The sequence below is a fragment of the Spirosoma areae genome, from assembly GCF_054781775.1.
Map to the genome: position 1 here is coordinate 314,763 of NZ_BAAGTT010000016.1, position 25,407 is coordinate 340,169.

At 51.3% G+C, this 25,407-nt stretch carries 27 protein-coding genes; 13 read left to right on the top strand and 14 right to left on the bottom strand.

Features of this window, described 5'->3' with window-relative positions:
- The first annotated feature begins 117 nt into the window (after nt 1–117).
- Complete coding sequence (locus ACYVI1_RS07315; RefSeq protein ID WP_460908326.1) at nt 118–1,230, top strand: AAA family ATPase; 1,113 nt, start codon at nt 118–120, stop codon at nt 1,228–1,230.
- Between the two features lies 1 nt (nt 1,231).
- Here ACYVI1_RS07315 and ACYVI1_RS07320 read toward each other — a convergent pair whose 3' ends face one another.
- From ACYVI1_RS07320 to accC, 4 genes are all read right to left on the bottom strand, one after another.
- Nucleotides 1,232–1,627 carry a type II toxin-antitoxin system VapC family toxin gene (locus ACYVI1_RS07320; RefSeq protein WP_460908328.1) on the bottom strand — a complete coding sequence of 132 codons (396 nt, stop codon included), beginning with the start codon at nt 1,625–1,627 and terminating at the stop codon, nt 1,232–1,234.
- The gene (gene vapB, locus ACYVI1_RS07325; protein ID WP_460908330.1) at nt 1,627–1,836 is read right to left on the bottom strand and encodes a type II toxin-antitoxin system VapB family antitoxin; all 210 of its coding nucleotides are present in this window, start codon (nt 1,834–1,836) and stop codon (nt 1,627–1,629) included. The genes ACYVI1_RS07320 and vapB overlap by 1 nt, the downstream gene beginning before the upstream one ends.
- A gap of 305 nt (nt 1,837–2,141) precedes the next feature.
- Nucleotides 2,142–2,381 (bottom strand): hypothetical protein, encoded by a 240-nt coding sequence (locus ACYVI1_RS07330; RefSeq protein WP_460908332.1) that lies wholly within the window; start codon nt 2,379–2,381, stop codon nt 2,142–2,144.
- Nucleotides 2,382–2,432: 51 nt separating this feature from the next.
- Nucleotides 2,433–3,932, bottom strand: a complete 1,500-nt coding sequence (accC, locus tag ACYVI1_RS07335; RefSeq protein ID WP_460908334.1) for an acetyl-CoA carboxylase biotin carboxylase subunit — start codon at nt 3,930–3,932, stop codon at nt 2,433–2,435.
- A gap of 174 nt (nt 3,933–4,106) precedes the next feature.
- Between accC and ACYVI1_RS07340 the strand changes: the two genes are divergently transcribed.
- Together ACYVI1_RS07340 and ACYVI1_RS07345 are read left to right on the top strand one after the other, a co-directional pair.
- Entirely contained in the window at nt 4,107–5,411 is a 1,305-nt protein-coding gene (locus ACYVI1_RS07340) for an aminotransferase class I/II-fold pyridoxal phosphate-dependent enzyme (protein ID WP_460908336.1), read from the top strand.
- A gap of 145 nt (nt 5,412–5,556) precedes the next feature.
- Entirely contained in the window at nt 5,557–5,739 is a 183-nt protein-coding gene (locus ACYVI1_RS07345; RefSeq protein WP_460908338.1) for a histone H1, read from the top strand.
- Nucleotides 5,740–5,870: 131 nt separating this feature from the next.
- Here the strand turns inward: ACYVI1_RS07345 and ACYVI1_RS07350 are convergent, their stop codons facing one another.
- Entirely contained in the window at nt 5,871–6,278 is a 408-nt protein-coding gene (locus ACYVI1_RS07350; RefSeq protein WP_460908340.1) for a MaoC family dehydratase, read from the bottom strand.
- Nucleotides 6,279–6,427: 149 nt separating this feature from the next.
- Here ACYVI1_RS07350 and ACYVI1_RS07355 point away from each other — a divergent pair, with 149 nt between their 5' ends.
- Complete coding sequence (locus ACYVI1_RS07355) at nt 6,428–7,693, top strand: acyltransferase family protein (protein WP_460908342.1); 1,266 nt, start codon at nt 6,428–6,430, stop codon at nt 7,691–7,693.
- A gap of 40 nt (nt 7,694–7,733) precedes the next feature.
- On the opposite strand, the gene ACYVI1_RS07360 is transcribed toward ACYVI1_RS07355, so the two are convergent.
- Nucleotides 7,734–8,186: a YybH family protein gene (locus ACYVI1_RS07360; protein ID WP_460908344.1), complete on the bottom strand. Its 453-nt coding sequence runs from the start codon at nt 8,184–8,186 to the stop codon at nt 7,734–7,736.
- Between the two features lie 244 nt (nt 8,187–8,430).
- On the opposite strand from ACYVI1_RS07360, the gene fabG reads away from it, so the two are divergent.
- On the top strand, nt 8,431–9,168 hold the full coding sequence (gene fabG, locus ACYVI1_RS07365) for a 3-oxoacyl-ACP reductase FabG (protein ID WP_460908346.1): 738 nt from the start codon (nt 8,431–8,433) through the stop codon (nt 9,166–9,168).
- Between the two features lie 228 nt (nt 9,169–9,396).
- Nucleotides 9,397–10,278 (top strand): diacylglycerol/lipid kinase family protein, encoded by an 882-nt coding sequence (locus ACYVI1_RS07370; protein WP_460908348.1) that lies wholly within the window; start codon nt 9,397–9,399, stop codon nt 10,276–10,278.
- A gap of 18 nt (nt 10,279–10,296) precedes the next feature.
- On the opposite strand, the gene ACYVI1_RS07375 is transcribed toward ACYVI1_RS07370, so the two are convergent.
- A complete protein-coding gene (locus ACYVI1_RS07375; RefSeq protein ID WP_460908351.1) occupies nt 10,297–10,461 on the bottom strand; it encodes a hypothetical protein in 165 nt (54 codons plus the stop codon).
- Between the two features lie 19 nt (nt 10,462–10,480).
- Nucleotides 10,481–10,918 carry a DUF6934 family protein gene (locus ACYVI1_RS07380; protein ID WP_460908353.1) on the bottom strand — a complete coding sequence of 146 codons (438 nt, stop codon included), beginning with the start codon at nt 10,916–10,918 and terminating at the stop codon, nt 10,481–10,483.
- 89 nt (nt 10,919–11,007) lie between these two features.
- Here ACYVI1_RS07380 and ACYVI1_RS07385 point away from each other — a divergent pair, with 89 nt between their 5' ends.
- From ACYVI1_RS07385 to ACYVI1_RS07400, 4 genes are all read left to right on the top strand, one after another.
- Entirely contained in the window at nt 11,008–12,213 is a 1,206-nt protein-coding gene (locus ACYVI1_RS07385; protein WP_460908355.1) for an argininosuccinate synthase, read from the top strand.
- Entirely contained in the window at nt 12,210–13,433 is a 1,224-nt protein-coding gene (locus ACYVI1_RS07390) for a glycosyltransferase family 9 protein (RefSeq protein ID WP_460908357.1), read from the top strand. The genes ACYVI1_RS07385 and ACYVI1_RS07390 overlap by 4 nt, the downstream gene beginning before the upstream one ends.
- 23 nt (nt 13,434–13,456) lie before the next feature.
- Nucleotides 13,457–14,440, top strand: coding sequence for an N-acetyl-gamma-glutamyl-phosphate reductase (gene argC / locus ACYVI1_RS07395; RefSeq protein WP_460908359.1), 984 nt, complete (start codon nt 13,457–13,459; stop codon nt 14,438–14,440).
- A gap of 151 nt (nt 14,441–14,591) precedes the next feature.
- Nucleotides 14,592–15,113: a GNAT family N-acetyltransferase gene (locus ACYVI1_RS07400; RefSeq protein ID WP_460908361.1), complete on the top strand. Its 522-nt coding sequence runs from the start codon at nt 14,592–14,594 to the stop codon at nt 15,111–15,113.
- 24 nt (nt 15,114–15,137) lie between these two features.
- On the opposite strand, the gene ACYVI1_RS07405 is transcribed toward ACYVI1_RS07400, so the two are convergent.
- The 4 genes from ACYVI1_RS07405 to ACYVI1_RS07420 all read right to left on the bottom strand — a co-directional run bounded on the left by ACYVI1_RS07405 (nt 15,138) and on the right by ACYVI1_RS07420 (nt 19,213).
- Nucleotides 15,138–15,617, bottom strand: a complete 480-nt coding sequence (locus ACYVI1_RS07405; protein ID WP_460908365.1) for an anthrone oxygenase family protein — start codon at nt 15,615–15,617, stop codon at nt 15,138–15,140.
- A gap of 265 nt (nt 15,618–15,882) precedes the next feature.
- Nucleotides 15,883–17,346, bottom strand: coding sequence for a gluconokinase (locus ACYVI1_RS07410; protein WP_460908368.1), 1,464 nt, complete (start codon nt 17,344–17,346; stop codon nt 15,883–15,885).
- A gap of 113 nt (nt 17,347–17,459) precedes the next feature.
- Nucleotides 17,460–18,290 (bottom strand): amidohydrolase family protein, encoded by an 831-nt coding sequence (locus tag ACYVI1_RS07415; protein WP_460908370.1) that lies wholly within the window; start codon nt 18,288–18,290, stop codon nt 17,460–17,462.
- 65 nt (nt 18,291–18,355) lie between these two features.
- Nucleotides 18,356–19,213 carry a fumarylacetoacetate hydrolase family protein gene (locus ACYVI1_RS07420; protein WP_460908372.1) on the bottom strand — a complete coding sequence of 286 codons (858 nt, stop codon included), beginning with the start codon at nt 19,211–19,213 and terminating at the stop codon, nt 18,356–18,358.
- Nucleotides 19,214–19,391: 178 nt separating this feature from the next.
- On the opposite strand from ACYVI1_RS07420, the gene ACYVI1_RS07425 reads away from it, so the two are divergent.
- From ACYVI1_RS07425 to ACYVI1_RS07435, 3 genes are read left to right on the top strand one after another with little or no spacing between them, the layout of a single operon-like run.
- The gene (locus ACYVI1_RS07425) at nt 19,392–21,476 is read left to right on the top strand and encodes a cellulase family glycosylhydrolase (protein WP_460908374.1); all 2,085 of its coding nucleotides are present in this window, start codon (nt 19,392–19,394) and stop codon (nt 21,474–21,476) included.
- A 41-nt stretch (nt 21,477–21,517) separates the two neighbouring features.
- Complete coding sequence (locus ACYVI1_RS07430) at nt 21,518–21,664, top strand: hypothetical protein (protein ID WP_460908376.1); 147 nt, start codon at nt 21,518–21,520, stop codon at nt 21,662–21,664.
- A gap of 41 nt (nt 21,665–21,705) precedes the next feature.
- A complete protein-coding gene (locus tag ACYVI1_RS07435) occupies nt 21,706–22,794 on the top strand; it encodes a DUF4932 domain-containing protein (protein WP_460908378.1) in 1,089 nt (362 codons plus the stop codon).
- A gap of 6 nt (nt 22,795–22,800) precedes the next feature.
- Here ACYVI1_RS07435 and ACYVI1_RS07440 read toward each other — a convergent pair whose 3' ends face one another.
- Together ACYVI1_RS07440 and ACYVI1_RS07445 are read right to left on the bottom strand one after the other, a co-directional pair.
- The gene (locus ACYVI1_RS07440) at nt 22,801–23,574 is read right to left on the bottom strand and encodes an SDR family NAD(P)-dependent oxidoreductase (RefSeq protein WP_460908380.1); all 774 of its coding nucleotides are present in this window, start codon (nt 23,572–23,574) and stop codon (nt 22,801–22,803) included.
- Between the two features lie 103 nt (nt 23,575–23,677).
- The gene (locus ACYVI1_RS07445) at nt 23,678–25,351 is read right to left on the bottom strand and encodes a UxaA family hydrolase (RefSeq protein ID WP_460908382.1); all 1,674 of its coding nucleotides are present in this window, start codon (nt 25,349–25,351) and stop codon (nt 23,678–23,680) included.
- Nucleotides 25,352–25,407: the final 56 nt, after the last annotated feature.

Consider the following 25,407-nt stretch of genomic DNA (forward strand, 5'->3'; position numbering starts at 1 on the left):
CGGTAAATTCTGTAACCCTGTGGAAACTAAACTTGTGCTGCACCGGAATTTTGCATTTGGCGGAGTCAACAAAAAAATCGGTAACTTAGCCCCGTAGAAACGTAACTAAACGCCCGTTTGAAGCCGAATTACGAGATTTCCAGGGATGATATGTTGCGCTATCTGACCGCCGACAGTCATATGCCTAATCAATCCATCATTCAGAATCTGTACATACCCAGCGATCTCGACCGGGAATTTCCGTTGGCTCCCCATTTTGTGCAGGCATTCGGCAGCTACCCGAACTATATTCATTTTAACGAAGATTTTAAGCCATCCGCGCAGCAACTGTTAGAAAGCAGGGGCTTCGTGCTCATCAATCATTCAACCCGCGTTACTGATCAGGGGTGGCACACCATCGAGCGAATTTACCAGCACGATGAGGGGCTGGTTCTGAAGGCTGAATTTGTGGGCGACCGGTTCTTCCGGCTTTATGGATTTTACCGCAGTGAGGAATCAGCCAAAACACTACTCGCCGATTTTGACGAGCATAAGTATATCCATGAAGATAATCAGACCCATATCTACCTTATTCAGAGCGGTTTAGGTGGCCTGCATACCGAGCGCGTTGAAATTTTGCCACCCGATATTGACCTCGGCCTTCACTACAACGACGATTTTCCGGCGGTACATGAACGGTTGGTCAGCCTGCTGGCACAGCCTAAAAGCAAGGGCCTGATTCTGCTGCACGGCGAACCCGGAACCGGCAAAACGACCTACATCAAACACCTCAGTTCATTGGTCAAAAAGGATATGCTCATTCTGCCGCCCTACATGACCAATTACCTGACCTCGCCCGAAATCATTCCGTTTTTGCTGGACAATAAGGAGTCGGTGCTGATTATCGAAGATGCCGAACGGATTCTGCAATCGCGCGAAGCCGGGGGCGATACCAACAGCGTCTCGAACATCCTGAACCTGACCGACGGGTTGCTGGCCGATTGTATGCACATTCAGGTTATTGCGACCTTCAACGCCAGTAAACACCTGTTAGACAAGGCCCTGCTCCGAAAAGGTCGCCTGATGGTGGACTATGCCTTCGGGAAACTCGCCCCCGCCAAAGCCAATACCCTGCTGGCGAACCTCGGCATGGACTTCCGCACCGACCAGCCCATGACCCTCGCTGATATTTTCAATTTAGATGAGCAAACCGTATCGGGTGAGCGGTTGGAGGTGAAGATGGGATTTTGATTCAAAACAGTCGTTTTATGGCCTTATTCCTCAGGTAATCATCAAAAATTAAATCACTACTTATCAAATCCATTTCTTCAACTATGGCTTGTGATGCGATAATTCGGTCAAATGGGTCTTTGTGATAAAATGGAAGCCTGTTCTGCTCAACTGTGTGAATGAAACTAATTGGAAGAATTTCTATTAAATTCTCTGTTATATCATCAATCACCGTTTCGTAATTTCCATTTATAGCTAACTTCCCAAGTGCAGTTTTAATTGAGATTTCCCATAAGCTGGCAATGCTGATAATGATTTCATTTCCTTCGTCTTCTATTATTTCTTTTGCTTTTTCGCTCAATTCGACTGATCCACTGATGAACCAAAGAAATATTTGTGTGTCAATCAGATATTTCATTACATATAGTCGTTAAAATCTTCCAGTGAATTATTGAAATCAGGAGAAAGCTTATACTTCCCTGTTGCACTACCAAACTTTCGTTTGTGGGGCCTCTCTGTTGATTTATGGTTATATTTATCTTTAAGAAATTCGATATAATGAAGTACCTCGACCTTTAGACTTTCAGGGAGTTGGTAAAGTTGCGAGATGATTAGTTTCTCTGTCATGTTATATAGGGTTTAGTACTCAATTTGTCTTTCTGCGAACTTGGCTCTGAGGTACGGTTAACTGATGAGTAATAGGAAAACTATAGATTATTTCTTAAATCCAAATTTCGACCATTCGAGTCAAAAACAATCATATTGCCCTCTCTAAAGTCCTTCCAGGGATCATTAAAAGTTAAATTCTTCCCAATTTTTAGATGTTCTTCGTGAGTTAGATGCACAGTAATAAGTCGTTCTTTTAACCATTCAAGCAGGGACTCTTTAGTCCAGGGAGCATGCTCAACAATGTACGACCATAAACTTTCACATTAGAAAAGGTGGTGTCTTTCTATATTCGTTTTTAATGTATTTTTTGCTCCTTGTGTGCTATAAAGAGCATCTTTACGCATTCCCATTCTGTTGGGATTTCCTTTTTTGGTTGTATAACCTCTGAGATAGGCTTCTAAAGGGTCGAACATATCTCTAACTCGAATTGCTGGATTTTTAATTTTTAGATTGGCAAAGCCTAAAATTGTTTCAATGAGTTGATTGAAATTATTGTTATCCATACTTATTATCGAATTTGATGCATATTGAAACTAATGTTCTTTCATACCAGCTCACCCCAGCCGGTTCGCTTTCCACTTACTCTTCGGCCCCGTTGCCTGAGCACTCATCCCGTTCTGTTTTGGTTTTGCATTCTCCAGCAACCAGGCCGCCAGCACAGCCGCTAAATTAACCTCAGTGGTATCCGGTTCCGGCGTTAATTTATCCGGCGTGAAATACTTGCCCACAAAACCCGTGTCGAACTGCCCCGACCGGAAGGCGTCGTGCTCCATCACAAACCGGCAGAAAGGCAGCGTCGTTTGTACGCCCGAAATCTGATACTCATCGATGGCGCGAATCATTTTCTGAATCGCTTCCTCGCGCGAGTCACCATAGGTAATGAGCTTGGCGATCATGGGGTCGTAGTAAATCGGGATGACCATGCCCTGCTCGAATCCATCGTCAACCCGAACACCGTTGCCCTGCGGCCGCACGTAGGTATCGAGCGTGCCCACATCGGGCAGAAAGTTGTTGGCCGGGTCTTCGGCATATACGCGCACTTCTACGGCGTGTCCCTTAATCTGCAAATCCTCCTGCCGAAGGCTCAGTGGTTTGCCTTCGGCGATGTAGATCATCTGTTTCACCAGGTCTATGCCTGTAATCTGTTCCGTAACGGGGTGTTCGACCTGAAGACGGGTGTTCATCTCCAGGAAATAAAAGTCGAGGTTGTCGTTCACGATGAACTCTACCGTTCCCGCGCCGTAGTAGCCGCAGGCGCGGGCTACGTCGACAGCCGCCCGGCCCATGGCGTCGCGGATTTTGGGGGTTAGAATGGCCGACGGCGCTTCTTCAACTACTTTCTGGTGCCGACGCTGCACCGAACACTCCCGCTCGAACAGGTGAATGATGTTGCCATGCTGGTCGCCCAGTACCTGAATTTCGACGTGCCGGGGCGAGGTAACGTATTTTTCGATAAACACCGACCCATTGCCAAACGCCGACTGGGCTTCGCTTACGGCGCGGTCCATCTGCTCATCGAATTCGGCTTCTTTCTCAACGATACGCATACCTTTGCCGCCCCCGCCCGCGCTGGCTTTAATCAGAATGGGGTAGCCAATTTGAGCCGAGGTTAGTTTGGCCTCGGCCCGGTCAGTAATAGCCGAGGGCGTTCCCGGCACCATCGGGATGTTATAAGTCGATACGGCAGCTTTGGCGGCTAACTTGCTGCCCATCACCTCAATGCTTTCGGGCGAGGGGCCGATGAAAATCAAACCCGCTTCGCGTACCAGCCGGGCAAAATTGGCATTTTCCGACAGGAAGCCGTAGCCGGGATGAATGGCATCGACGTTAAGTTGCCGGCACGTGTCGATAATGACATCAGCACGAAGATAAGATTCAGACGACGGGGCCGGGCCAACGCACACAGCCTCGTCGGCAAAGCGAACGTGGAGGGCGTTACGGTCGGCTTCGGAGTAGATGGCTACCGTCTGAATACCCATTTCGCGGGCAGTCCGCATAATCCGCAGGGCAATTTCGCCCCGATTGGCAACGAGGAGTTTGTTAATTTTGGCCACGTGAATGTTGGGTAGTGGTTAGGTTTTATAACGAATGACCAATAATACGCTTTTGTCGCAAAAGGATTATCCAATTGAATTCTTCGGGATGAATTTGAAGTAAGAAAAGTTAGCCCTATTTTTGCACTTACCGCGTAAAAAAAAAGGCTTTAGCCTGATAAACAAGAGCAAAAAGTGGATTTATTTGAGAAACTGCGTAACAACCAAGGTCCCATCGGTTCGCCGGCACGGGAGTTCAATGGCCACCATTACTTCGCGTTCCCAAAACTCGAAGGCGAACTTGGCCCCCACATGCGTTTCCGGGGCAAGGACGTGCTCAACTGGAGTCTTAACAATTACCTCGGGTTAGCCAATCATCCCGATATTCGGAAAGCCGATGCCGATGCAGCGGCTCAGTGGGGATTAGCCTACCCAATGGGTGCCCGGATGATGTCGGGGAATAGCGACCTCCACGAGCAGTTCGAAAAAGAACTGGCCGGGTTTGTTGGGAAACAAGACGCTTTTCTGCTGAACTACGGGTATCAGGGGGTTATGTCGGCTATCGAGGCTGTTGTCGACCACCGCGATGTTATTGTCTATGATGCCGAGTGTCATGCCTGCCTGATTGACGGCATCCGGCTGCACAAGGCCAAGATGGGCGAATATTACAAGTTTAACCATAACGACATGGGTAGTCTGGAGAAGAATCTCCAGCGGGCCACCAAATTAGCGGCTGAGAAAGGCGGAAGCATCTTAGTCATTACCGAAGGCGTGTTTGGGATGTCGGGCAAAGTGGGCAGTCTGGATAAGATTGTCGCCCTGAAAGCGAAATATGAATTCCGGCTGCTGGTCGATGATGCACACGGGTTCGGCACCATGGGCGATACCGGCGCGGGCGTTGGTGAACTGCTGGGCTGTCAGGACGGCATCGACCTGTACTTCTCAACGTTTGCCAAGTCGATGGCGGCTATCGGTGCGTTTATTGCGGCCGACCACGACATTATCATGTACCTCAAATACAACATGCGGTCGCAGACTTATGCAAAAGCCCTGCCCATGCCGTATGTGGTGGGTGGGCTGAAGCGGCTGGAGCTGATTCGGAACTCGTCGGAATTCCGGGATAAACTCTGGACCAATGTCCGTGCGATTCAAAGTGGTTTGCGCGAACGTGGCTTCGACATTGGCGATACCGAGTCGCCCGTAACGCCTGTATTTCTCCACCATATAGAGGGGGGCGTTGCCGAAGTGGCGGCCTTAACGGTGGACCTGCGCGAAAACATGGGTGTCTTTTGCTCGATAGTTGTTTACCCGGTTGTGCCAAAAGGAACCATCATGCTGCGAATCATCCCGACAGCCGCTCACTCACTGGCCGACGTCGAGTATACTCTGAATGCATTCTCGCAAATGGGAGAAAAACTTGGGCAGGGTATTTACCGGGCAAATATAGGCTCTGTAGCATCAAAAACGCTTAAAGTATCGGCTCAAGCAGCCAGTGAGTAGGGTTTTTGTGAAAAAATAGGATTTTTTAAGCATTTTTTTGACTTAGCTATTGCGCTGTATCATAGAATGACTAAATTTCAGCCGAAAACCGCGTTTTTAGCGGAATTTGGGCATTTTTCACACACTTAAACCCATACGCATTGCTATGGCACGTTTCGATGAAGTAAAGAATTTGGTTATGTCGCTTGAGGGCGATTTCGAGAAATTCTACGAAAAAAATAACCAGGCTGCCGGTACCCGTGTTCGCAAAGGAATGCAGGACTTGAAAACGCTGGCGCAGGACATCCGCTCAGAAGTTCAGAACGCGAAGAACACTGCCGGAAAGTAATGTGAACAGAGGCCGCTCGGCCAATCAAAAACTCCCTCGTTAAGCACCGGCTTCGACGAGGGAGTTTTGCTTTAGTTTGAGGCTGGCTAACCCATAAGTTGTTTGTGCGTCCGCTAACTACGAACCTCAACCTAAATTTTCTCCCGGTGCATGAGCGTAGCAACGCCCTGCATGGTGACCTTGCCCGTCTGAACATCCCGAATTACGCCCAGAATCTGAGCCGTGTGTTTTGCCGGGTTAACCGACTGCACCGTAAACGTAGCTTCGTAGTCGGTGTCGACAAACATTGGACGCAGAAATTCCAGCGTTTGCCCCAGATAAACCGAGCCATACCCCGGAAACTCCGTGCCAAGCACCTTCGTGAATGCGCTGGCTCCCAGCACACCATGAATAATTGGGCGTTTAAACTGGGTCCGGGCTGCAAATTCAGGATCGAGATGAAGTGGGTTGGTATCGCCCGTGACGCGGGCAAAATCTACTACGTCGTCCTGCGAGAAGCGGAAGGCGTATGTATGAACAGCATTAAGTCCAAATTCCATTGGAATGATGAATGTTGAAGTATGAATGTACAACAGATAATAGTCAGCCAGCAAGCTTTACTACTCATTTATCGCTGTTGACCAGCCAGTTTAGCATTTTTCGCCGGGGGAGCGGCCCCGTCATGATTCATGATTACCTTCGCACACGTATGCTGACAAACTTGTTTTCGCTCAATACAACGACCACAAAGCGGGTATTCGGGTTAGACATTATGCGGGCGGCTGCTATTCTGCTGGTAGTGGATGCCCATGCCACAATTGCCCTCGGAAACTATTATAGTGGTGCGTTCTATCACCACTTCCTGCCCGATGGTGTCGAGTTGTTTTTCGTCTTAAGTGGCTTTCTCATTGGAGGAATCCTCATTCGGTCTTATGAGAAAAAAGGCCGCTTCGACTGGAGCCTGCTCCTTAATTTCTGGACGCGCCGGTGGTTTCGCACCTTACCAAACTATTACCTGGTGCTGACGGCATTAATCATGTTCGCGTTGCTGCGAGCCTGGCGAAGTGGGCTGCCCAATGCACTGCCCGATGCCGGAGTCCTGGTCAATTACTACCTCTTTTTACAGAATTTCGCCCACTACATTCCCGACTTTTTCACTGAAACGTGGAGTTTAGCCATTGAAGAATGGTCGTACATTAGTCTTCCCCTGGTGCTTTGGTTCCTGCACAGCCTGCTGGCAGGCCGGGTGTCGCGGCAGCAAATTGTGTTATTCACTGTCCTGTTTATCATTATCGGTACAAACCTCTACCGATTGACCAGCGCTATCCAGATACCGATTATAGAAGGTGAATTGGGCTACCGGGGCATTGTTTTAACCCGCTTGGATGCCATTTCTTATGGCGTGCTGGCTGCCTATGCAAAGCATTATTTTCCAATGCACTGGTCGAATGAAGCACTGCGTCGCCGGTGGGCAGTTGTCGGATTGCTGCTAACGGGGCTGGTTGCGCTTTCAGCGTCGATTTTTATCATTAAATTTTATGTTCAGGCGGGTATTTTTCCGGCTTATACATTTTACAAGCGCACGGTTTACTTTCCTGCTATTGGCATCAGTATGGCCCTGTTGATGCCCTACATGGACGGCTGGCGCACCGCTACAGGTATCTGGTCGCGGTTTGGCATTGCCCGTATCATTACGCACATCAGCCTGATTTCGTACTCGATGTATCTGCTTAATCTAACGCCCGTTATGATGACCTTCATTGAGCGTATACCCACCACCTCACTCGCGGTTGGCTGGAGTAAAGTAGGCTTATTCTGGGTGCTGGTGCTGGTTTTATCAACGCTGCTCTATAAATTCTTCGAGAAACCCGTCACCGAACTCCGCGAGCGGTTGTCGGCGAAGGAGCCAACGGAGTTGAAAGAGCAGGATGCAGGGCGCAGGGCGCAGGACAGGGAGCATAGCGCACCGAGTTAGTGATTGTTTGCCTGCTCCGCGCGCCCTGCTTTCCCTGCTTTCAACCAGAGTGGTCGCTTACGATAACCCAGCGGTTTCTAATCTTACGCCAGAGTAGGGTAAAATGTCCGTCGGCGTCGCCGATTTGTGGGCGTGTCAGGTGAAACCGGCCAATGACGTAGGCTACATCAGAGGCCGGGAAATCCAATTGCAGAATGTCGAATTTGAGTGTGCCCATCGACGCCCGGTCGGGGTAGCGTTTTTTATAGCTGGCGAGCGTTGCCTGATAGCCGTAGGTAATACCCGCTTTTCCCACAAACGTCAGCGAATCGGATGGCCAGTAGCCTACCATAAACTTATCGACGCGCCCATTGTTCCAGTCATCGGTTTGTCGTTTCAGAATCGCCAGAATAGCCCGGCGGTCGCGGTTAGCCGCTACCGTTGCAGACGTTTGCTGACAAAAGGCGGGTACCGTCAGAAAGCAGACGAGGAAAGTAGCAAGCAGTTGTTTCATGATTGATTCGTTTTTCGATAAATCTACGATACGTAGTTGGTTGGAATATGACAGGTTCTTTTTGACAGGATGACAGGATGACAGGATTATACAGGATAGAAACGAAAAAATCTTGTATAATCCTGTAATCCTGTCAAAAGAACCTGGTCTATACCGAGTTGGTTGGCCAAACAGATTTGGGGATTAGCCCGTATTTTGACGTTATTCGTTCTTTCTATTAAAGCATTCCATTACCCATTGAGTTATGAGATTACAAAATAAAGTTGCCATTATCACCGGAGCCGCCAGAGGTATTGGCCAAAAAGCCGCCGACGTATTTTGCCGGGAGGGCGCTACGGTCATCATCTGGGATTTGCTCGACGAAGGCGAAGCCACCGCGCAAACCCTGCGCGACCAGGGATTTCGGGCGGAATTTATGAAAATCAGCACGACCGATGTACCCGGTATTGAGGCCGCAGCCCAGGACGTGGCCGGGCGGTATGGCCGCATTGATATTCTCATCAACAACGCCGGTATCACCCGCGACAAAACCCTGCTGAAAATGTCGTTTGCCGAGTGGCAGCAGGTCATCGACGTGAACCTGACGGGCGTGTTCAACTGCACCAAAGTTATTGCGCCCTACATGGTTGAGCAGAAGCAGGGCCGGATCATCTGCACCTCGTCCATTAATGGGGTGCATGGCGCCTTTGGGCAAACAAATTACGCGGCTGCCAAGGCGGGCATTATCGGCATGGTGCGCTCGTGGGCGAAAGAACTCGGACCCAAAGGCGTTACAGCAAACGCGGTGGCGCCGGGGTTTATTCAAACCGCCATGACCGAAGCCATGCCGGAAGAGGTTCGTAATCAGGCTATTGCTACTATTCCAGCCCGGCGTATTGGCCAGCCCGAAGACATTGCGTATGCGTATCTCTACTTAGCCTCCGACGAAGCATCGTTTGTAAACGGGCATGTGTTGTCGGTTAATGGCGGGCAGGCGTTGTAGTGTCATGTTCCAGGTTCCAGGTTAAACAACGCAACTTTGAACCTGGAACCTGAAACATGACACTTGGAACACGCAACCGATTATCTTTACAAGAGAATCTGCCGACGCCGACCTATGAAAAAGATTCGGGAATTTTATGACGAGTATAAGCCGTACATTTTCTCGGATGGCTGGTACTACGTTTTTATTGTCGTGTTCATACTTCTTTTATTTATCTTCTTCTCCTGAGTGGCCGCTACCCGTTCGGCCATATTGGCCATTATCAATCCGCTATCGGGCACAACGTCTGTTGAGCAGAAGAAACTGCTTCAGGATGCCTTTATGCGCCGGGCCGACGCGCTTGGCTTTGCCCCGGAAGCCGTTTTAACCACGCATCCCGGCCACGCTACTGAATTGGCTGCTGACGCCGTTGCCCGAGGTGTCAGCCGGGTGCTGGCGATTGGGGGCGATGGTACCATCAACGAAACGGCGCAGGCGCTCCGGCGGTCGGCAACGGCGCTTGGGATTGTACCCATTGGGTCGGGCAACGGACTGGCCCGGCATCTGGGCATTCCGCTTAGTCCGCTGAAAGCCATCGAACGGGCGTTGAGTGGCCGGCCCGTTGTAATTGATAGTGCGGAAATTAACGAACATCCCTTTTTCTGCACTGCCGGGCTTGGTTTCGAGGCTTATGTTGCTCATGCGTTTGCCCAGCAACCTATTCGCGGCCTGCCAACCTACATCCGAACGGCCTTTCGGGCCTATTGGGCTTATAAACCACACCGATTTATACTTAATGGGCAAGCAAAAGAACTGTTTTCACTGACCTTTGCCAATGCGGGGCAGTTTGGTAATAATGCCTGGATGGCTCCGCAGGCCAATATTGCCGACGGGTGGCTGGAACAGTGCGAAATCAGGCCGTTTCCAGCTCGGGCTGCGGGTATGCTGACGTGGCAATTGTTTAACAAAACGCTCAATCAGTCTGGCTACTGGCGTGGTCATTCCGTCACCAAAGCGACCGTGCAGGCAGATGGCCCGTTGCTGATTCATGCCGATGGGGAGCCGCTAACGTTGCTCAACGGTCGGGCCGAGGTGCGGGTGCTGCCCGAGAGTCTGTTGGTGTTGTTATAAAAATTGATTGACGGATAGCTATTTAGAGGGTGGCAGTTTTTTGTCAGCAATCAATAAGTCCAGGTTCTTCTTCGTCTGTTTAACCTTACGCTGAACAGCAGGATGTTCCTGTAGCCTTTTAACAAACTCAGCATCAGTCAAATTTTGTTGAATGCTTCTATTTTGCTCTAGTGCCGTTTTCATATAGTCATTGCTGATTGAGTTACATTAATGATAAGACAAAACTTATGTAAGGCCGGTTCGGTTGAAAAATCTCCCGTTTCTGATTGGCTAATACACCATGCACAAGCATCGTGTTGGCTACCTCGCCACTGTATTTATTGATTATGAGCCGATAAAGCCGTGTTCTCTCCGGCGTACTTCCCGAAAAGACTACTTCAGTACCCATATTTTCTTTGAGAGACGTTGCAATAATTTGAATAACGGTGGAAAGAACGCGCTCCATATCCTGATTATTACTAATCGTTGTGTCACTCAACTGACCATCTTCATCCAAATCCACCAGAGCAAGATTATAGCAACTTGGTTTGATTAACGTAAATATGACGTACTTCTGGATTGTTCGCTTGCTACTGGTACTCTCAACAGCATAGACCAATCCGTTGGGCGAATGGTCAAATAAATAGGGAGGGAAATTCATTGGCACAAATTAACGGAAGAAGCCCGATATTTGCCCCGCCAAAACCATTCTGACAAGGGGCCATACATGCGCCCGGCGTCTTCTGTCTGATGTCTCAAAAAGTAGTTCTTGCCTTTAGCGGAGGTCTCGACACCTCCTTCTGCGTTAAATATTTGTCCGAAGACCGGGATATGGAGGTGTACTCGGTGCTGGTCGATACGGGCGGTTTCTCCGATGCCGAACTCAAGGCCATCGAAGAGCGGGCCTACTCGCTGGGCGTTAAATCGCACAAAACCATTTCCAAAACCGATGCCTACTACCAGCAATGCCTGAAGTTTCTGGTGTTTGGTAACGTGCTGAAAAACAACACGTATCCACTCTCGGTAAGCGCCGAGCGGATTTTTCAGGCCATCGCAGCCGCTGAGTACGCCAGAGAAATTGGTGCGTCGGCGATTGCCCACGGCAGCACGGGCGCGGGCAACGATCAGGTCCGCTTCGACATGGCGTTCCGCATCATTGCCCCTGAAGCCGAAATCATCACACCCATCCGCGATTTGCGGCTGTCGCGTGAGGCCGAAATCGAATACCTCAAGGCAAAAGGCGTGGAGCAGGAGTGGCACAAAGCGGCTTATTCCATCAACAAAGGCTTGTGGGGAACATCCGTCGGTGGCAGGGAAACCCTGACCTCCGACCAGTTCCTGCCCGAGTCGGCCTGGCCAACGCAAGTCACGAAAACGGAGCCGGAAACCATCACGCTCACGTTTCAACACGGCGAAATCAACGCCATTGCCGGGGCCGAATTTGGTGAAGAGACGTTCGCTAATCCGGTGGATGCCATTCGTAAACTGACCGAACTGGCCGGGCCGTTCGGTATTGGCCGCGACATTCACGTAGGCGATACCATTATCGGTATTAAAGGGCGGGTTGGGTTCGAGGCTCCGGCGCCGTTGATTTTGATTAAAGCACACCACACTCTGGAAAAACACGTGCTGGGCAAATGGCAGCTTTACTGGAAAGAACAGTTGGCCAACTGGTACGGTACCATGCTCCACGAAGGGCAGTTTATGGACCCCGTTATGCGAAACATTGAAATCTTTCTGGCTGATACTCAGGGTCATGTGTCGGGGAAAGTGCATGTGCTGCTGGCTCCGTATCGGTTCCAGGTGCTGGGTATCGAGTCGGACCATGACCTGATGTCGGCGAAGTTTGGGTCGTATGGCGAAATGAACAATGCCTGGACCGGCGACGACGTGCGGGGCTTCTCTAAAGTGGCATCCAATCAGGTCATGATCATCGAGCAAATCAACAATCAGTGATCGGTAAATCACGAAAATACTGCGCTCCCCGGAGCATTGCCTATCCTCTGCAACTGCTTGACGTTGTGGTGGATCAGTATGCGCGGGGAAGTTATGGCCGTCGGAACTACGGGTTGCCCAACCACGATGCGCCGACTATTCTGATGATGACATCCGGGCATTTAGGCGATGCATTGATACTGACGTATGCGTTTCCGCTTATTCGGCAGCAGTACCCGAACGCACAGATTGACATGCTGGCCGGTAGCTGGTGCGACCCCATCTGGAAAGATAATCCCTACGTTCGGCAGGTTGTTCACCTGAACCACGTGAGTACCAACCGCAAACCCATCTCGAAATGGGCGAAATGGCAGGAGTTTTTTCGGACGACAACGTCAGCCATACAAGCCCTGCGCGATACGGTGTATGATTACTCGGTGGATGTCCGGTTTTCGGATTCGCCCATGCACTTTGTGTTGCCCTATCTGAAAATAAAACGCAAAATTGGCTTTGGCACGCGCGGTTTTGGGGGCTTGCTCGACAATGAGTTTTTCCTGCCCGACGGCGAGGTCCATAATTTCGATCTGATTCTCAAGCTGCTGCAACCGATGGGAATTAAGGCTGATTTGCAAACAATTGAACCCCGTTTTTTTCATCCGGCAGTCTCTCCAACGCAGTTGTGGAGCCAGATAAATCGCCCGGTTCCAGCCCAAAAACCCATTCTGATTTGCCCCGAGTCGGGAGCCGAGGTGAGGATGTTGTCTGTTGACTACTGGTGTCAGTTGGCCAGCCGGCTGTTGGCCGAGGGTCCGTATCCGTTGATATTCAGCGGGCAAAAAGCGTTCACGACCGAACTATATGAGCGGGTTCTGGCAGCCAATCCAGCCGCAGCCGAACGACTGATACCCGCAACGGGAAAACTGACGCTTCAGGACATCGCCAGTTTGAGCGAACAGGCGCAGGCCGCTTTTACGCTCGATTCGCTGCCCATGCACTTGTGCTGCTTAGGTTGCCCAACGCTGTCGTTTCAGAAAAACGGCATGGGCATTCAGTTTTTTCCGATAGCCAGCCAGCCAACGCTCGTCCTGCACAATCATGGGCCAAGCCGCAACCTGACTATTGACCGGCCTGGTTTTGTCAGCGAATACGTTGCGTCGTTTGACGATACGGTGCTGGGCCGGGCTATGGAATGGTTTCAGAAAGTAAATGAGAAGTCTATCGCTCAACAAGTGAATCAATAGAAATTAGGGCACGTTACGAATACATGGAGAAGATTAACGTTGGCATTATTGGCGGGGCAGGCTACACCGGTGGCGAACTGCTTCGTATTCTGATAAATCACCCTTTTGTAAACGTAACCTTTACGCACAGCAACAGCCAGGCGGGTAAACCTGTCTGGTCAACCCATACTGATTTGCTGGGCGACACCGACTTGCTATTTTCCGGCGAACTTCCTGATTTACAGAATGGTGAAGGGGGCGTTGACGCCCTATTTCTCTGTTCCGGGCATGGGGCATCTCTAACATTCATGGCCGAAAACGACATCTCCGACGACATTGCCGTGATCGACCTCAGCGCCGATTTTCGCAATGAGCACGACGACTTTGTGTATGGCCTCCCCGAACTCAACCGCGAACGCATCCAGGAAGCGATGCGCGTGGCCAATCCCGGCTGTTTTGCTACCAGTATTCAATTAGCGCTGTTGCCGTTGGCCAAAGCCGGAAAACTGACCGACGCGGTGCAAATAAGCGCCATTACGGGTAGCACGGGTGCGGGACAGGCGCTTGTGCCGACAACGGGCTTTACGTGGCGGAACAACAACGTGTCAATTTACAAAGCGTTCTCACACCAGCACTTAGCCGAAATCCGCCAGAGTTTGACCCAACTCAATCCTGATTTTACTCATGCCATCAACTTTGTACCTTATCGGGGCGATTTTACGCGCGGCATCATGGCCAATGTGTATACGCCGTTTGTGGGTACACTGGCCGAGGCCAACCAGCTTTACCGCAACTATTACGAGAGTCACCCATTCACGCATGTGAGCGATGCACCGGTAGACGTGAAGCAGGTGGTGAACACCAATAAATGCCTGCTGCATCTGGAAGTGCATGATGGTCAATTGCTCATTACGAGTGTACTTGATAACCTGACGAAAGGCGCATCGGGGCAGGCCGTGCAGAACATGAACCTGATTTTCGGCTTACCCGAGGATACGGGCCTGCGGCTGAAGGCCGTAGCGTTTTAAAATGGTTCACACCCATGCTCGAAATTCTCCCCGTTGCTGTGTCCTCACGGCGACCTGTGCGTCAGCCTGAGTTAACTACCGGGGAGGTTGCTGCCTCCGTGGCGCGGTGAGGACACAGCAACGGGGAAACGTCTTAGACAACTTCATACCTATGCTCGACACCGAACGCCTGCTGATTCGCCCTTTTTCTGTTGATGATGCTGGTTTTGTTCTTGAGTTACTGAACACGCCTTCCTGGCTTGCATTCATTGGCGATCGGAACGTGAAAACAACTGATGACGCTCGCCAGTATATTTTAGATGGCCCGTTGACAAGCTATGAGCGATTCGGTTTTGGGCCTTATGTAGTCGAACTAAAGAGCACCGCAGTACCTATTGGCCTTTGCGGATTGCACAAGCGCGAGACATTAGCCGACATTGATATTGGCTTTGCCTTTCTGCCTGAATATACGGGCAAGGGGTATGGGTACGAAGCGGCATCAGCGGTGATAAGCTATGGGAACACGGTTCTGGGATTAACGCGCGTTACGGGAATCACAAAACCAACCAATCAGAACTCGATACGCCTTCTCGAAAAGCTGGGGTTACTGTTCGAGAAACGAATCAACTTTAGTGCTGATGGCAAAGAAAGCTTATTGTTTGGGAAAAATCTGGCCGACTTAAAGCCGCTTTAATGTATGCTTTTCCTGTTCAGGTAATCATCTACATAGCGAGAGTGCTATCAACGCCAAGACCCACGCAATCAGCGTCAATGCGTTACGGACATAATTGAAACCAATCCACGAAGAGACTAACCGGGTAACGCTGGAGGCTGGACGATTGTCTGCCTGCTGCAACTTGATGGCGGTTGGAATGAAAAAAGAAAATGTCCCTATTCGCTCAATAAGGGTAATCAACGCGGCAGCAAGCCACCAGGTAGATCCCGGCTGCTGCGATTGCCAGGCAAAAACGAGATTGATTACTGTAAGGAGTGTAAGTGGTCCCGTTGTGACAAATGCCCAGAATTTTCTTCCCGTATCTATGTCGCGCATGGCCTGCGTATTGACGCGGTAGCCAGATTCCGTTGATTTGGGAAACCACTGAGGAAGGATAATTTTTGTTTCATACAGTCCCGCACCGAAGGCCGTGCCAAGATTCAGGATGAAAAGCGATACTAAAATTTGGGGCAAATGAGCCATTGGGTTGGTAGTTGACGTGACCAGTAGAATGTGTTGCTGCTTTCTGTTTGTGGCTCAAACCTACGTACCTGCTGGGCGACCTGCCAATAAATAAGGAGTCAACTAACTAAAGGCTGCGATAAACAGGCCAAATCGAGGGACGAATTACGTTGAAGAAAACGAGGCCGATGGGTAAAGTATTCTTAGAGACCATCTGAAATTCTAAAATTGCCTGATTGTCCCCGTCGCTGTGTCCTCACCTAATTTGGGAAATTTAGACAACCTCTTATACCTTTTTGACCTCTTCGACCCATTTTTTAAACGCCGTCCTGTATACTTTGTGCCGCTCTAAATCCGGTTCGAATGTTTCGCCGAAGGTTACGCGCTCGGCAGCTTCGTCCAGCGATTTTACCAGGCCGGTGGCCTTCATCGTCAGCAGGACAGCGCCCATGGAGCCGCTTTCGTTGCTGGCGTTGAGCCGCACCGGAACCCCCGCAATATCGGCCAGCATCTGCACCCACAACGTCGATTGGGCAAAGCCACCGTTGGCGTGAATAACCCGCGCTGACCCAGTGTACTCTGTCAGTAACTCATTAATACTAAGCAAATTGAATAATACGCCTTCCAGGGCGGCCCGGATAAAATGCGCCCGCGTGTGCTGCCAGTCGACGTGCAGATAAGCCCCCCGAACGGAGGCATCCCACAAGGGCGCGCGTTCGCCCTGGAGATAAGGTAGAAACTGCAATCCATTGGCGCCGGGCGGAATGGTCGACGCTTCGGCCAGAACGGTTTTTGTGTCTTGCTGCGTGAGTTTTTCGCTGACCCACTCCAGCACATTGCCGCCATTGTTGGTTGGTCCGCCAACGGCATAATAGCCTTCGTCTAAATAATAACAAAACAGCCGTCCCTGCTTATCGCGGAGGGGTTTGCGAACCGTTTGCCGGATGGCTCCACTCGTGCCAATGGTGAGCGTCGCCGTTCCACGCTTGATGGCGCCCGCGCCCAGATTCGCCAGGCAGCCATCCGACGCGCCAATCAGCAGCGAGACACCCGCTGGCAATTGCGTTGCTGCCGTTTCGGGGCTGGGCTGGTAGGTCCGCTGGTGTGTGGTTGGAACGGGGGTCGATAGCTGGTCAGGCCGGACACCGGCGTACTCCATCGCCCGTTGACTCCATTGCCGCTTTTTCTCCTGAAACAGTCCGGTGGCGGTGGCGATTGAAAAATCAATCTCGAACTCGCCGGTCAGCTTTTTCCACAGAAACTCTTTGATGGAGCCAAACCGCGCTGTTCGATGCAATAATCGCGGGTCATGTTCGCGTAGCCACGCCAGTTTGCACAGCGGAATCATGGGGTGCAGGGGCGTACCGGTCTCCTTGTAAATGGCCTTTCCCAACTTGGCCTGTGCCGTTCGCAACTCGCTGGCCTGAACCTCGGCGCGGTTATCAGACCACAGAATGGCATTGCCTAACGGAGATCCCTCATCATCCATCGGCAGCAGGCTGTGCATGGCGGTGCAAAAGGCGATGTGCGTAATTTGATGACCCCCTTTCGCTACTTCCCGGCACACCTCAGCCATAACCTGCACAAACGCCGACCAGATTTCGGCGGGGTCCTGCTCAGCATAACCGGGTGCGGGGTGGAGGGTTGTGAGGGGCGCGGACGCATGAGCCAGAATCTGGTTTAAATTCGCCGGCATCGCTAAGGCTTTTACGTTGGTCGTGCCGACATCAACGCCAACGAAACAGTTCATAGTTTATAAGATTAAGGGCTGGGACACAGAGATACACGGAGATACACAGAGGGTTTAGTATATTTTTTCTCTGTGTATCTCCGTGTCTCCTCCGTGTATCTCTGTGTCCCAGTTTACATTTCCAATCCATAAAACAACACAGCATTAGCCCCAAATACCTTCGTCCGAACTTCCTCGCCCCAGGCATCCACATATTCATCCACCAACGTTTTCACCTGCGTATAGTTAGCGGCTACTAAACAGACCGGCCAGTCAGAACCGAACATAAGCCGGTCGGGACCGAAATGCTCGAACACTACATTTAAGTATGGGAAAAAGTCTTTCTTACTCCAATTCTGCCAGTCCGCTTCGGTGACCATGCCCGACAGTTTGCACGAAACATTCTTGTTTCTGGCAATCTCGGCCATGAAGTTCGACCAGCGGCTGATTTCCCCTTTTTTTATGTAGGGCTTCGCCAGATGGTCAATCACGAAGGCTACTTCAGGCACGGCCCGCACCAATTGCAACGCGGCTTTGAGCTGGCTGGGATAAATCAGAATATCGTAAGTAAGACCGAAATCAGCTAATTGCCGAATACCCTGAATAACGCCTGGCCGGGCCAAAAAATCATTGGGTTCAGCCTGGGCAACGTGCCGATACCCTTTGATTTGGTTGTGTTGCGACAACTCGGTCAATCGTTGCGTCAGGTCCTGAGCCTGCAAATCTACCCAGCCCACCACACCTTTCACAATGTCATAGCTCTGGGCCATATTCACCATAAACAGCGTCTCCTCTTCCGACTGCGACGCCTGAACTGCCACACATCCGTCGATGCCATTTTGCGCCAGAACGGGTTCTAAATCGGAAGGAAGAAAATCACGCTGAATAATGGCCATGTCGTCTGTAATCCAGCTATCGCGGACGGGGTCGAAGTGCCAAAAATGCTGGTGCGCGTCGATGGTCATCAGGTTAATGAATAATGGACAATGTATAATATGGAAGGCACTCATTTTTCATTATACATTGTCCATTATTCATTAAACGAAACAGCCGTTTGTTTCTGCTTGCCCAGCCCCTCAATGCCTAATTCGACCACGTCGCCGGGTTTGAGATAGCGGGGTGGTTTCAGACCCAGGCCCACGCCCGCCGGGGTGCCGGTGGAGATGACATCACCGGGCAGAAGCGTCATGAACTGACTGATGTAACTAACAAGCGTCGGGACGTTGAAAATCATATCGTCGGTGTTGGAATTCTGCAATTGCTCGCCGTTTACGCTTAGCCAGAGATTCAGTGCGTTCGGGTCGGCTACCGCATCTTTCGTGACTAAATAAGGGCCCAGCGGGGCAAACGTGTCGGCACTTTTACCCTTCACCCACTGGCCACCGCGCTCCAACTGCCAGGCCCGTTCGGAATAGTCGTTGTGCAGGGCGTAGCCAGCTACGTAATCCAGCGCTTCATCAAGGCCGACATAGCTCGCACGTTTACCAATGATAATGGCCAGCTCAACTTCCCAGTCTGTTTTCTCCGACCGTTTCGGAATAACGATGTTGTCGTTGGGACCGCAGAGGGCGGTGGTTGCTTTGAAAAACAAAATCGGTTCGGTGGGAGTGGGGGCACCCGTTTCAGCCGCATGTTTGGCGTAGTTCAGGCCGACGCACACAATCTTGGAGGGCCGCTTGATGCAGGAGCCAAAACGCTCATCTGCCGATACTTCCGGGCAGGTGTGGGCATGGGCGTTGAGCCAGTGGGCGAGTCGGTCCGGGCCATTGCTGGCGAAAAATGATTCGTCGTAGTCTTCACCAAAGTGGGTTACGTCGATGTGCTGGCCGGTGGATGAAATGACGCCGGGGTGTTCGTGGTTGGGAGAGCCGAAGCGGAAGAGTTTCATGCAGACTGTAGATTCTTTAAACGAAAAGCAGACAATGGCGCAAGTTTAACCATTCTGGCGCAAACACGCCTTGTTACCAATCAATGAATTTTGTTTATGAAAAAATATTTCAGAAACCTTTAACTTTACAATAAGTATGTATTGTATCTTTATTGACAGCACATGCCTATTCACAACTATGAAAAACTTTACATCGTTACTGTTCGGGTTGCTGCTGATACATTCGTTAACGGTCGCTCAGTCCACGACGCCTTTAGCGGCTAACGGTCGGCTTAGGGTTGTCAATCGTCAACTCACCAACGAATCCGGGAAGGCTGTTCAACTTCGCGGCATGAGTTCGCACGGCTTGCAATGGTTCGACAATTGCTATTCGCAGGCGTCGGTGCAGGCGCTCGCCACCAATTGGGGCGTCGATATTTTTCGGGCGGCCATGTATGTCGATGAGGGTGGTTACCTGAATAACCAGAGCGGTTTGCGGGCTAAAATAAATCAGATTGTCGACTGGACAGCGCAGGCGGGTATCTACTGCATCATCGACTGGCACGTACTGAACCCCGGCGACCCCAACGCCCGGCTATCCTACGCCATTGATTTTTTTCGAACGATGGCTCAAACCCATGCCGGAAAAAAACACGTCATCTACGAAATCTGTAATGAACCAAACGGGGTTAGCTGGGCGCAGGTGAAGACCTATGCCGACCAGGTTATTCCCGTTATTCGGCAGTATGACCCCGACGCGATTATTCTGGTCGGCACCCCAAACTGGTGTCAGCGTCCGCAGGATGTGCTGAGCGACCCGCTGGCTTTCTCCAACATCATGTACACCTTTCACTTTTATGCGGCATCGCACTTTTTCCAGGGCGATATTCGGTCGGTGGTGAATTCGCTGCCGTTGTTTTGCAGCGAGTGGGGAACCTCAACGTATTCGGGTGGGGGCAGTCTTGATTTTAACAACAGTCAGGCCTGGCTCGATTTGATGGCGGGGCAGAATCCGGCGGGGCAGAAAATAAGCTGGTGCAACTGGACCTTTTCCGACGCAGGCGAGTCATCGGCAGGGCTTAATTCGGGGGCCTGTTCGGGTCAGCAATGGAACAACACCAGCGCATCCGGAACGTGGGTGAAGGACCATATCCTGAACCCCGCCGATGATTTTGGGCCACCAGCGCCCTCGGTTACCATCACAAGCCCTGCCACCAGCACAACTGTTAACATTGGTACGAACCTGGTTATTAATGCCAGTGTTGCCAATGCCACCGCCACGGCGGTTGAGTTCTACAATGGCGCTACCAAATTAGGCCAGGATGCCACTGCTCCCTACTCCTGGACGATTTCGGGTATTCAGCAGGGCACGTATTCGTTCACGGCGAAGGCGTTGGTGAGTAGTGGCATCCTGACGTCGTCGGTTGTGCAGGTGACGGCAGCACCCGCCCCCAATCAGCCGCCGGGGGTGTCACTAACGTCGCCTGCCAATAGTGCCACATTTACCGCTCCGGCAACTGTAGCGTTAGCCGCTAATGCCAGTGATACCGACGGCGCCATTACGAAAGTAGAGTTCTACAATGGCTCCACGAAATTGGGCGAAGATGCGTCATCGCCCTATCAGTTCAGTTGGCCGAACGTGGGTGTAGGGACATATACCCTCACGGCCAAAGCCACCGACAATGGGGGAGCTTCGGCCACATCGACCGCTATTACAATTACGGTCAGTACTACGACGACACCGCCGACGAACCCAGCCGCCGATTTGATTGGCCCCAGTTGCGTAGCACAAAATGCAGTGCAGGTGTATGAAGTTAACCCCGGCAGATTAGCCAGCGCGACTGGTTTTTCCTGGTGGTGTAATGGCTCGACCCAGAGTATTACCCCGGTGCAGCCGGGAAAAGCTTCCTTTAACTTCGGCTCTTATTTCACGGGTGGGCAGGTGTGCGTGGGCGTCAATTATTCGGCAGCGCCCTGGTATGCTCAATACTGCAAAAATGTAACGATCTGTGCACCGGGCGTCCGCCTGAGTACTGTTGACATTGCAGACAACTTCGTGTTCCCGAACCCGACAACTGACAGGGTTTCGTTCGTGGCTGAGCGGGATATTCAATCCATGAACGTGGTCGATGAATTGGGCCGCAAACGATTGACCTTAGGAGCCGCCAAAGCCGGTCAGACCGTTACGTTTGGGGAGCAATTGCCGGCGGGCCTGTACCTGTTGCACATCCAGTACGAAGGGCAAAACCGACGTGCCGTAAAGTTGCTGAAGACCGATAAGTGAACTGGCCAGGTTTGGCTATATTTGCTTATATGGGAAATACGATGACAGCCCTCAACGAACGTCAACAGGCTCCCAACCGGCGCGAGTTGTTAGATAAACTCGAAGAAACCTGGGCGGATGAGCAACGCCGTCGCCATGAATTCTGGGCTGATGCGGACGACGGCGTAAAAGTAGTTTTTGCAGAATAGTATCTATAGCAGCCAGTTTCCCATCCATTCATACGTATAGCTTGAAAGCCGCCCTTCTGATTTTTCTCTTAAGTCTTTCTGCCGTTGTTGTTGCCCAAAAACGGATTCAGGTTGGTTTCAACAAAAACGTTGAACTGATAAATATGCTGGCGGTTCAGAATTCGGCCAGTTTGCTGAAAGACACGCTTACTAACCCCTGGTACAGGGAGAACAGCATTCTAATGCGGAAGTCGTTCTATCAGTTTAAGCCGGTGCAGCAACTGCCTGTTTTTCAGGCGTATCAACAGTTGGAGGACCGGTTGGGAACAGGTACGTATCTGCTGAGTTTGTACTACAGCGAAGTACCTCACGCGCGTCGCCAGATAGACCTGCCCGTTGTTCTTACGGAGGCCATCAGCCCCAATCGGGATTCGGTAGTGCGGGCACTCGATGGTTTCTTCGGCCAGCTTAATCAACTTTATACCACCCTTCGGTTTAACCAGTTTTTGACTGATAATCAGGCTGTTTATCAGAAAGCGCAGGCAGAGGTAACCAAAAATTTACCGGGATCTACGTTTATTGCAACCCTGGAAAACTACTACGGTGCGACCAAAAATGGATATCATCTCCTGATCAACCCATTTTTTCAAACCGGCTGGGGTATGGGCTGGGAAGTAATTTCCAAAAACGGAATCGATATTTTCAATATATCGTCGCCATTAAGCAAAGCAGTGATCACAACCGATGGGCAGGTTCGTTCGCCGGGCTTCGATAACCGTGCGGGCATCCGACGCCTGGCCGTTCATGAGTTTGGCCATTCGTTTGTCAATCCATTCGCCAATCAGCCTCGTTACAAAACCCAGATTGAGCGGTTCAATGCCTTATATCAGCCCATAAAAGGCGACCAGCAATACCACGACTGGCACACGCAATTCTGTGAATACGTCGTTCGGGCGGGTGAAATTCGGATTGCACGAACGATGGGCAACGAGGCCGATGCCAAAGCTGTTGAAACCCAAAATGCAAACTGGCGATATCTGCCGCACTTTGTTGCCCAACTCAAACACTACGAGCAAAATCGGAAACGTTACCCAACATTTGCCGCGTTCTTCCCAACGCTTCTTGCCTCACTATCTGAGCTTAAGCCGTAGCACAGGTTAGGTATTCAGCCGGGTAAAGCCTCCGTCGAGCGGGTAGTCGCAGCCGGTAGCGAAGCCCGCTTCATCGGAGCATAGATACAAGGCGAACGCAGCAATTTCTAATGGCTTGGCCATGCGGCCAATGGGTTGCGTTTTTGAGAGTTTCTCAAACATTTCGGCTTCCTGACCGGGATAGTTTTTCGCCAGGAATCCATCCACAAAGGGCGTATGGACCCGTCCGGGCGATATGCAGTTACACCGAATATTGTCCTTGAGGTAATCCTTTGCCACCGATAGCGTCATGGTCAGCACGGCCCCTTTGCTCATCGAATAGGCAAAGCGGTCGGACAGGCCCAGCGTGGCACCGACCGAGGCCATGTTCAGAATAACACCCCCGCCATGAGCCTTCAGGTGCGGAATGGTGGCGTACAAACCATTATAAACCCCCTTGACATTGATGCGGAAAATACGGTCGAAATCCGCTTCGGTCGTGGTTTCAACATTGCCAATGTGCGACACGCCCGCATTATTCACCAAAATATGAACTGGCCCCAACCCCGCAATTCGATTGATGACTTCGGTCATTTGCTGCTGGTTCGACACATCGACCGCGTGGCCGGTAGCCTGCCCGCCCGCCCCGCGAATGTCGCTGGCAGCGTGGTCGGCCTGGTCGCTATTCAGATCGAGAATATGCACCGACGCGCCGGCCTGCGCGAATGTTTGAGCAATAGCCAGCCCAATACCACTGGCTCCCCCGGTGATGAGGGCGGTTTTGTTTTGGAGAGAGAACATTGTCAATGAGTGAATGAGTGAATGAACGAATTAGTGAATAGCTAACGCCAGCCCGTTCCGGCGATCCGATTATTCACTAATTCGCTCATTCACTCATTGAAAATTAAAGTGAAACCCCCCGTTTCCAGGGAATAAAGTCGTCTTGTCCGAGTCGTTCGGCCTGGGTGATTTCCTCGCCCGATGCCAGCCGGATGATGTATTCTAATAACGCATCGGCATTTTCGGCAATGCCCTGTTCGCCGTCGATGATGGGGCCGCTGTCGAAATCAATGACATCGGGCATCCGGTTTTTCAGCTTCGTGTTAGTCGAAATCTTAACGACGGGGCAAATGGGGTTGCCGGTGGGTGTGCCTAAGCCCGTTGTGAACAAAATGACGTTGGTGCCCGAGCCTGCCATGCCCGTTGTCGCTTCCACGTCGTTGCCGGGCGTGCAGAGCAGGCTCAGGCCGGGCGTGGTGGCGGGTTCTGCATAATCGAGTACATCGGCTACGGGCGCGTTGCCTCCTTTTTTGGCGGCTCCCGCCGATTTGATGGCATCAGTAATCAGCCCGTCCTTGATATTGCCGGGCGAGGGGTTCATATCGAAACCTGAGCCAACAGCCTCGGCCTGAGCCGAATAGGTGCTCATTAGGTCGATGAATTTCTGGGCTTTGGCCAGGTCTTCGGTCCGGTTGATGAGTTCCTGTTCAACGCCGTTCAACTCAGGAAATTCGGCCAGCACGGTTTTTCCGCCCAGCGACACGATAATATCCGACAGGTGACCCAGCGTTGGGTTGGCCGAAATACCCGAAAAACCATCCGAGCCACCGCACTTCAGCCCAATCGTCAACCTACTGAGCGGAGCCGGCTGGCGTTCGAATTTGTTTATCTCGACCAGACCCAGAAACGTTTCTTTCACTGCCTGCGACATCAGCGCATATTCGGTGCCAGCCTGCTGCTCGAACAACAGCAATGGCTTATCGAACTTCGGATTCTGTCGTTTGATTTCGGTTGAAATCGTATCAATCTGCAAATGCTGACAGCCTAAGCTGAGCACGGTTGCGCCGGCCACATTGGGATTGTTGATGAAACCGGCCAGCAGCGAACCTAAGTAGCCCGAATCCTGCCGGGTTCCGCCACAACCCATCTCGTGCGTCAGAAATTTGATGCCATCCACATTGTTGAAGGGTCGATTGCGTACCGGGCTGTCTCCGTGCAGGGTCCTGTTCTGAGATTGATCGACAAAGGGCTGCATTTTTTTGATGACGTTCATGTCACCTGCTTTGTAAAGACTAAGCAGTTCGTGAACCTGCTCGCGGTAGGTTTCGGGCTGGGCGTAGCCGAGTTCGCGCTCAAAGGCATCTTTGAGGATAAGCACGTTGCGGTTTTCACAAAAAACCAGCGGCACCACTAACCAGTAGTTACGGGTGCCTACGCTGCCATCGGCCCGGTGATAGCCCATGAACCGGCGGTTTTGCCAGGAGGATACATCGGGTGGTTGCCAGGAGTAGGGCTGTTTTTTGTCGAGGCCGTAGTGGTCGGCGTCGTGTTTGAGGTTAAACGTCGTGATGGGTTCACCCCGCCGGATGGGCTGCGTGGCTTTCCCAACCAGCACGCCATACATGGTGACGGGGTCGCCGGGTTGCCGGTCCTGGGTTACGAATTTATGCTTGGCGCTAACGGCATAGGGTAACTCATAAACACTATTGTCGAATTCAATGTGCTCCCCAGCCGACAAATCGCGCAGGGCCACGATGACGTTATCGGCAGGATGAACTTTTAGCACGCGGGCAGACATCGGGTAAACAGTTTATTTTTAAAGTAAAGAGACGCATCACGCCTAAATATACCACC